This is a genomic window from Enterobacter sp. HSTU-ASh6 (assembly GCF_026319105.1).
GTDB classification, from domain to species: Bacteria; Pseudomonadota; Gammaproteobacteria; order Enterobacterales; family Enterobacteriaceae; genus Enterobacter; species Enterobacter sichuanensis.
In genome coordinates, this window is record NZ_WSPD01000007.1 from 255286 (window position 1) to 262348 (window position 7063).

The window sequence follows — 7063 nt, forward strand, 5'->3', positions numbered from 1 at the left end:
TTTAGTAGCACAAAACATTAAAAACCCGACCACACAGCCCGATTATTTCCAGTTAATATTCACCAGCTAAATATTTAGCAGCGTGTCTATTAAGGAAAAATAATGACTATAAAAAAATCAGCGCTGGCGGTAACGATCGGCGCGGCAGTGGCATTGACGTCCTTCGCTTCTCAGGCGGAAATCACCGTTCTTAAACAGGATCCTCAGGCGGGTAACCCGCTGAGCCGCCTGAACTTTACCGTTGGCGGCAGTATCCGTCCTCAGTTCCAGAACATGACCGGCGACGACGGTAAAAACAGCTACAAGCGTAACGGCTTTGACGGCGGCACCCGTTTCCGTTTCGCGGCTGATTACTACCTGTTTGATGACATCAGCTGGATCAGCTACTACGAGCTGGGTGTGAATATTCCCGCGCAGTTTAACTGGGATCACCACTACGCCGAAGGTGCGCACGACACCACGCGTCGTATGCTCTACACCGGTCTGAAGAGCGACACCTGGGGTACGCTGACCTTCGGTCAACAGAACAGCGTTTACTATGATGTGGTTGGCGCGAAAACCGATATCTGGGACTACGACATGATCGCTCAGGCGCCAGGTAACGGGATCAACGGCGACTACGATGGTTCTTATCGTTCACGTCAGATGCTGAAATATAAGAAAACCGTGGGTGATGCCGACATCTATGCATCTTACCTGTTTGAAGACAGCGAATACCTGCCGGGCAATGGCCTGCGCTACAAGCGTAAAGGCGGCGGTTCACTGGGTCTGGATTACCACCTGACCACCGATCTGACCTGGGGCGCCGCGTGGAACTACACCCGTGCGGACATGCGTAACCCGGACAACGGCGACAGCAAAACCTATGACCAGAACATCCTCGGTACCGCGCTGAGCTGGACACCGGATAACTGGACCTTCTCCGCAGGCGGCGGCTGGTATCAGAACTTCCTGACCACCAAAAAAGTGTCTGTGAATGACTACTTCGCCGGTGACGCGTGGGGTATTGAATACTTCGCAGGGTACAAATTCCCAGTCGGTCAGTATGCGGTTAAATCCATCCAGCCTTACTTCATGGGCGACCGTATTGAGTATGTGAACGGCCGTAACTACCAGCGCATCGATAACGGCGTGGGTATCAGCTTCCAGCTGGATTATGGTTTCCGCGTGGATTACGAACACGTGTTCACCTCCAGCACCGACAACCTGGGCGACATGAACCTGGTGCGTCTGCGTTACGACTTCTGACCCTCACCCTAACCCTCTCCCTGAAAGGGAGAGGGAACAGACGGGGAGAACATGTAGGCCGGGTAAGGCGTAGCCGCCACCCGGCTTTATTTTTCAGCGATCAAGCCACTCAGCAATCTCTTCGTACGTCCCGCGATAGACAATCTTCTCCGCTTTCTTCTCCAGTTGATAACGGTACATTGGGTCGTAATAGTCCTTTAACAGCGGCACAAGCCAGCTGAAGTGCGCATCAGTGCTGCCAGTACGTTGTTGTTCGACAAGCGAGGCGTCCAGTAAGGCGGTGAATTCCGCGTACCGCTGCAACCCCAGACGGCGGCGGATGGCGAACAGGCCGTGGTGCAGATATTCACTGTATTCTTTCCAGCCCGCCTCCTCGCCGTATGCGGCTGAAAAGTCCGCCCACATATGGTCGAAATACTCTTCGCGCAGGCGCTCAAGCCGAATATCGAACGGGTCCTCTACCACGACGACAGGGGCTTCAGCCATGCGGTCGCGCAGGCATTCCGGTAGATGGTTAGAGCCAATCATCCTGCCTTCATCTTCCAGCACCCAGCGCGCAGCGTCTTTTTTCAGCAGCTCGACCGCAAGGTAATTTTCGAAGCTTGCCTGGGAAAGTTGCGGCGTTAGCGTGCGGCCAAAGGATGAACCGCGATGGTGCGCCAGTCCTTCCAGATCGATTCCCTGCGCGTGCTGCTTCACCAGCAGCGTTTTACCGTTTCCGGTACAGCCGCCGATGAGCACCATCGGTTTTTGTGACTGCTCGAGGGTCACCTGAATCGCTGTCTGACGTAGGGCCTTATAGCCGCCGCGGATCAGCGGGTAATCGACACCCGCCTCTTTCAGCCAGGCCTGCGAGATATGTGAGCGCTGGCCACCGCGCGCGCAGCAGAGAAAGCCCTCAGGATGGGCAAGGCTGGCGTCGCGCCAGGCGTTGATACGGGCCTCACGCGTGTCGCCATGCACCAGGCTATGGCCAAGCGCCAGAGCGGCCTCGGGCCCCTGGCGTTTATAGCAGGTGCCCACGGCGGCGCGTTCGTCGTCGTTCATCAATGGCAGGTTAAGGGCGGCAGGCATCGCGCCCTGGGCAAATTCGATCGGCGCGCGAACGTCGATTAAAGGGGTATCAGACGCGAGGATCGCGCGATAGTCCGTTCCATCGTTCATGGTTTTTCCAGAAGAAAACTGAGCAGCAATGGGCGGGAATTGTACGCCGGGGAAGGGGAAGGTCAACTCCCCGGCGGGGATGTCTTACCTGAGCTTTGATTGCGCCCAGACAATGCCGCTCGCGTATTCCGGCGGCAGGAGCGGGATCAGGGCTTCCAGGCTGGCGCTCAGGCGGTCTGCGTCGCTGTCGTTCAGGTTCAGGTGACCCACTTTACGACCCGGACGAACCTCTTTGTCGTACCAGTGCAGATGCACCAGCGGCAGCTTCAGCCAGTCATAGTTCAGATCGGTGCCGATCAGGTTGATCATCACCGACGGGCTGTTTACCACCGGCTGCGGCAGCGGCAGGTCAGTGATGGCGCGCAGATGCAGTTCGAACTGGCTGATGGAGGCACCGTTTTGCGTCCAGTGGCCGCTGTTATGCACGCGCGGCGCGAGTTCGTTGATCAGCAGACCAGACGGCGTGACAAAACACTCCATCGCCATGACGCCCACATAACCGAGTTCGTGCATGATGGCAGAGAGCATCTCTTCCGCCTGCGCCTGCTGGTCAGCACTGGCGTGCGGGAAGGCGACGCTGGTGCGCAGAATACCGTCCTGATGCAGGTTATGCGTCAGCGGGTAAAAGACCGTACGGCCATCATGCCCGCGCGCGCCAACCAGCGACACTTCACCGCTGAAGTTAATGCCCTGTTCAACGATGCACTCGCCGTAGCACTCATCCGGCAGCTCGGCGGTGTCGTTCGCGCGCAGACGCCACTGGCCGCGGCCATCGTAGCCACCCACGCGGCGCTTCACGATCGCCAGTTCACCCAGCATCGCGAAGACATCATTCCACTCGCTTTTATCGGACAGCAGCTGCCACGGCGCGGTCGGCAGGCCGAGCTTGTCGAACAGCTGCTTTTGCGTCAGGCGGTCGGCAATAATCGGGAACACATCGCGGTTAACAAAGGCGTTATGACGCGCCAGTTCGCGGGTCAGCGCCGTCTCCGGCCAGCGTTCGATCTCAGCGGTAATCACGCTCTGGTGGAACGGGACGGCTTCAGGTTCCGCATCCAGCCCGACGGGCCAGACGGCAATACCCAGCGGTTCACCTGCCTGGCGCAGCATCCGGCCTAACTGACCGTTACCGAGGACGCAAACTTGCTTCATGCCGCACCCCGCGGGTCCGGATTGTCGAGCACCTCATCGGTCTGAGCTTTACGCCAGTCCGCCAGACGCTGATGCAACGCGCTGTCGTGCGTCGCCAGAATCTGCGCGGCCAGCAGGGCGGCGTTGGCGGCACCCGCTTTGCCAATGGCCAGCGTGCCGACAGGAATACCACGCGGCATCTGGACGATGGAGTAGAGGCTGTCGACACCGCTCAGCGCGGCGCTTTGTACGGGAACGCCCAGTACCGGCACCAGGGTTTTGGCGGCAATCATGCCCGGCAGATGTGCTGCGCCGCCCGCACCGGCAATGATCACCTCATAACCGTTCTCTTCGGCGCTTTCGGCGAAGCTGAACAGTTTGTCTGGTGTACGGTGCGCGGAGACCACTTCTACATGGTGCGGAACATTCAGGATGTCAAAGATTTCGGCGGCGAACTGCATGGTAGCCCAGTCGCTTTTGGACCCCATCACGATGGCGACACGCGCCGGATTATTGCGGGAAGACATGCGTCTTAAAACTCCTGTGGTGCGAAACACACTGCTTTCGAGGGCACAGAGAATAGCATGTTATACGTGCAAGGAAAACGGTTGCGTGGCTGAGAAATGGGCAAAAAGACGAGAAGCAGTTAAAACGGGAAAGCGATCAACTCCACACCTTCCGGGGTGACTTTAACCATAGACCCTTCGCTGTGCCACGCGCCTAATACCACGCGGTGGGCGGGCTCGCCGTTGGCAATAAGTGAATGCACGTCAGGCCGATGGGTATGACCGTGGATCAGCCACTGGACGCGGTGTTTTTCCATTACATTCACCACCGCCTGCGGGTTAACATCCATGATGGTCATGGATTTGCTGCTGTTGGCGGCCTTACTGCCCGCACGCATTTTCGCGGCGATGCGGTTGCGGATGAATAACGGCAGGGCAAGGAACAGCGTTTGGATCCACGGGGTGTGAACTTTGGCGCGAAACGCCAGGTAGCCGGTATCGTCGGTGCAGAGCGTATCGCCGTGCATGATCAGCACCTTGCGGCCATAGAGGTTGAGCACCTGCTCTTCCGGCAGCAGCGTCATGCCGCTTTCGCGGGCGTAGCGCTTGCCGAGCAGGAAATCACGGTTACCGTGGATGAAGTAGCAGGGGACGCCAGAATCCACCAGCGCCTTGATGGCCGCCGCCATTTCACGGTGTAGCGGGTTCGGGTCATCGTCGCCAATCCAGGCTTCAAAGAGGTCGCCGAGGATGTACAACGCATCCGCATGTCGGGCTTCACCCGCTAAAAAACGCAGAAAACCGGCGGTGATCGCCGGTTCTTCTGTTTGCAGATGCAAATCTGCAATAAAGAGTGTCGCCACGAATTACTCGCTGACGGTCACGCTTGTAATCACAACGTCTTCTTTCGGAACGTCCTGATGCATGCCGCTGCGGCCGGTAGAAACGGCTTTGATCTTGTCAACCACGTCCATCCCTTCAACCACTTCTGCGAAGACGCAGTAGCCCCAACCCTGCAGACTTTCGCCGGAGAAGTTCAGGAAGTCGTTGTCAGCCACGTTGATGAAGAACTGAGCGGTCGCAGAGTGAGGCGCCTGAGTACGGGCCATCGCCAGCGTGCCACGGGTGTTTTTCAGGCCATTGTTGGCTTCGTTTTTGATCGGCTCTTTGGTGGCTTTCTGATGCATGCCAGGTTCGAAACCGCCGCCCTGGATCATAAAGCCGTTGATCACACGGTGGAAGATGGTGTTGTTGTAGAAACCTTCGCGGCAGTAGTCCAGGAAGTTTTTAACTGTTTCAGGCGCTTTGTCATCAAAGGTTTTGATTACGATATCGCCATGATTAGTGTGGAAAGTAACCATTTGTGCATCCTGTTCCGTTATTGTGGTACGTCGACCCGTGTTCGGGTCATATATAGGGGCTTGTTATAGCATAACCACAGGATGCGATCACCTTGCATTGTGTGCTGCTTCAGGTTTGAATTACGGGTAGAATAGCCGGTTTTCAACCACACACGTGTTTACATGGAATCTTCGATGTTAAAAATCTTTAATACAATGACGCGCCAAAAAGAGGAATTTAAACCTATCCATGCCGGGGAAGTCGGCATGTACGTGTGTGGAATTACGGTTTACGATCTCTGTCACATTGGCCATGGCCGCACCTTCGTCGCCTTCGATGTGGTTTCGCGCTACCTGCGTTTTCTCGGGTACAAACTGAAGTACGTGCGTAACATCACCGACATCGACGATAAAATCATTAAGCGTGCGAATGAGAACGGCGAAAGCTTTGTCGCGCTGGTCGATCGTATGATCGCCGAGATGCACAAAGACTTCGACGCCTTAAATATTCAGCGCCCGGACAGCGAGCCGCGCGCGACCCACCATATTCACGAAATTATCGAGATCACGGAAAAGCTGATTGCGCGCGGTCACGCCTATGTGGCGGACAATGGTGACGTGATGTTCTCGGTGCCGACTGACCCGACTTACGGTTCGCTTTCCCGTCAGGACCTGGACCAACTGCAGGCCGGTGCCCGCGTTGACGTGGTTGACGTGAAGCGCAACCCGATGGACTTCGTGCTGTGGAAGATGTCCAAAGAGGGCGAACCAAGCTGGCCGTCCCCTTGGGGTGAAGGCCGTCCGGGCTGGCACATTGAGTGCTCGGCGATGAACTGCAAACAGCTGGGCAAACACTTCGACATCCACGGCGGCGGTTCGGACCTGATGTTCCCGCACCACGAAAACGAAATCGCGCAGTCCACCTGCGCCCACGGCGGTGAGTATGTGAACTACTGGATGCACTCCGGGATGGTAATGGTTGACCGCGAGAAGATGTCTAAATCGCTGGGCAACTTCTTCACCGTGCGTGACGTGCTGAAGTATTACGACGCGGAAACCGTGCGTTACTTCCTGATGTCCGGCCACTATCGCAGCCAGCTGAACTACAGCGAAGAGAACCTTAAGCAGGCGCGTTCTGCGCTGGAGCGTCTGTACACCGCGCTGCGCGGGACTGACAAATCCGTGGCGGCTGCTGGCGGCGAGGCGTTCGAAGCGCGCTTTATTGAGGTGATGAACGACGACTTCAATACTCCGGAAGCGTACTCCGTGCTGTTCGATATGGCGCGCGAAGTGAACCGTCTGAAATCAGAAGACATGGCGGCAGCGAATGCGCTGGCGTCTCACTTGCGTAAACTCTCCTCCGTGCTTGGCCTGCTGGAGCAGGAGCCGGACGTGTTCCTGCAGAGCGGTGCGCAGGCGGATGACGGCGAAGTGGCGGAGATTGAAGCGTTGATCAAGGCGCGTCTGGAAGCGCGTCAGGCGAAAGACTGGGCGGCAGCAGATGCGGCGCGTAACCGTCTGACCGAAATGGGCATTATTCTGGAAGACGGCCCGCAGGGGACCACCTGGCGTCGTAAGTAAGTCTGGTGCGCGCTGATGCCCTTGTATGTTTAAAGTCACTTCAGTTACCCGTCAACAGACGGGTAAACTGTCACTGAGTTTGACCTGATGCCA

The 7063-nt window shown here is 57.0% G+C and carries 7 protein-coding genes; 2 read left to right on the forward strand and 5 right to left on the reverse strand.

The window, feature by feature from the left end:
• Positions 1–102 precede the first annotated feature (102 nt).
• Complete coding sequence (locus GM298_RS11360; RefSeq protein ID WP_059386529.1) at positions 103–1248, forward strand: porin; 1146 nt, start codon at positions 103–105, stop codon at positions 1246–1248.
• A 93-nt stretch (positions 1249–1341) separates the two neighbouring features.
• On the opposite strand, the gene mnmH is transcribed toward GM298_RS11360, so the two are convergent.
• The 5 genes from mnmH to ppiB all read right to left on the reverse strand — a co-directional run bounded on the left by mnmH (position 1342) and on the right by ppiB (position 5410).
• Positions 1342–2412 carry a tRNA 2-selenouridine(34) synthase MnmH gene (gene mnmH / locus GM298_RS11365; RefSeq protein ID WP_266154126.1) on the reverse strand — a complete coding sequence of 357 codons (1071 nt, stop codon included), beginning with the start codon at positions 2410–2412 and terminating at the stop codon, positions 1342–1344.
• A gap of 84 nt (positions 2413–2496) precedes the next feature.
• Positions 2497–3564, reverse strand: a complete 1068-nt coding sequence (gene purK / locus GM298_RS11370) for a 5-(carboxyamino)imidazole ribonucleotide synthase (RefSeq protein WP_025756127.1) — start codon at positions 3562–3564, stop codon at positions 2497–2499.
• Positions 3561–4070 (reverse strand): 5-(carboxyamino)imidazole ribonucleotide mutase, encoded by a 510-nt coding sequence (gene purE / locus GM298_RS11375; protein WP_025756126.1) that lies wholly within the window; start codon positions 4068–4070, stop codon positions 3561–3563. The genes purK and purE overlap by 4 nt, the downstream gene beginning before the upstream one ends.
• Before the next feature lie 119 nt (positions 4071–4189).
• Complete coding sequence (gene lpxH / locus GM298_RS11380) at positions 4190–4912, reverse strand: UDP-2,3-diacylglucosamine diphosphatase (protein ID WP_025756125.1); 723 nt, start codon at positions 4910–4912, stop codon at positions 4190–4192.
• A 3-nt stretch (positions 4913–4915) separates the two neighbouring features.
• Positions 4916–5410 carry a peptidylprolyl isomerase B gene (gene ppiB / locus GM298_RS11385; RefSeq protein WP_025756124.1) on the reverse strand — a complete coding sequence of 165 codons (495 nt, stop codon included), beginning with the start codon at positions 5408–5410 and terminating at the stop codon, positions 4916–4918.
• A gap of 174 nt (positions 5411–5584) precedes the next feature.
• On the opposite strand from ppiB, the gene cysS reads away from it, so the two are divergent.
• The gene (cysS, locus tag GM298_RS11390; RefSeq protein WP_045286676.1) at positions 5585–6970 is read left to right on the forward strand and encodes a cysteine--tRNA ligase; all 1386 of its coding nucleotides are present in this window, start codon (positions 5585–5587) and stop codon (positions 6968–6970) included.
• Positions 6971–7063 lie beyond the last annotated feature (93 nt).

Excerpts from the sequence above, each read along its gene's own strand:
- GM298_RS11360 (WP_059386529.1), top strand. The coding sequence starts at position 103 with ATGACTATAAAAAAATCAGCGCTGGCGGTAACGATCGGCGCGGCAGTG.
- mnmH (WP_266154126.1), bottom strand. The coding sequence starts at position 2,412 with ATGAACGATGGAACGGACTATCGCGCGATCCTCGCGTCTGATACCCCT.
- purK (WP_025756127.1), bottom strand. The coding sequence starts at position 3,564 with ATGAAGCAAGTTTGCGTCCTCGGTAACGGTCAGTTAGGCCGGATGCTG.
- purE (WP_025756126.1), bottom strand. The coding sequence starts at position 4,070 with ATGTCTTCCCGCAATAATCCGGCGCGTGTCGCCATCGTGATGGGGTCC.
- ppiB (WP_025756124.1), bottom strand. The coding sequence starts at position 5,410 with ATGGTTACTTTCCACACTAATCATGGCGATATCGTAATCAAAACCTTT.
- cysS (WP_045286676.1), top strand. The coding sequence starts at position 5,585 with ATGTTAAAAATCTTTAATACAATGACGCGCCAAAAAGAGGAATTTAAA.